We start from the raw sequence: 637 nt of genomic DNA, 5'->3' as shown, positions 1-637 counted from the left end.
ACGACGCGGCCGTGGCGCACGATCGTCAGTCCGTGCGGCTCGATGTCCGGGTCGGCCTCGAGCGCGTCGAGGAAGGCGTGGACGCCGGACGCGTCGACGCCCTGGGTCGCGGGGTCTGCGGTCGGAAGGGCTCGCTGGGTCATGGGGGCATCCTGCCCGGGGCACGGGCGGGTGATCCACCGTTTTCGCCGGTCGCCGCGGGGGACCCGGACGCCATGGTGCGAATCGGGTACACGATGATGACCGAGCAGGCAGGGCCGCGTGAGCTGGTGGAGCACGTGGTGCGCGCCGAGGAGGCGGGCTTCGACTTCTCGGTGACCTCGGACCACTACTTCCCGTGGCTGTCCGAGCAGGGTCACTCGCCGTACGCGTGGAGCGTGCTGGGCGCGGCCGCGCAGGCCACCTCGCGGATTCCGCTGATGACGTACGTGACATGTCCGACGATGCGCTACCACCCGGCGGTGGTGGCGCAGAAGGCGGCGACGATGCAGCTGCTGTCGGGCGGCCGGTTCCGGCTGGGCCTGGGGTCCGGCGAGAACCTCAACGAGCACGTGGTGGGCGGCGGCTGGCCGCCGGTGGACGTGCGCCACCGGATGCTCGAAGAGGCGGTGGAGATCATCCGCGCGCTGTTCGAGGG

Annotated in this window: 1 protein-coding gene and 1 pseudogene; one reads left to right on the top strand and one right to left on the bottom strand. The window is 71.7% G+C overall.

The genetic code is table 11. From position 1 onward, the window contains the following. Nucleotides 1–143: pseudogene (locus LPA54_RS34825) on the bottom strand (serine hydrolase); the annotation flags it as partial. Between the two features lie 72 nt (nt 144–215). Between LPA54_RS34825 and LPA54_RS34820 the strand changes: the two are divergent. Continuing rightward, on the top strand, nt 216–637 hold a 422-nt coding region (locus LPA54_RS34820), incomplete at its 3' end, for a TIGR03557 family F420-dependent LLM class oxidoreductase (RefSeq protein WP_228984620.1).

The organism is Streptomyces sp. DH12, assembly GCF_020873895.1.
In the GTDB taxonomy this organism is placed as follows: Bacteria; Actinomycetota; Actinomycetes; order Streptomycetales; family Streptomycetaceae; genus Streptomyces.
This window is presented reverse-complemented; position numbering and strand designations above follow the sequence as displayed.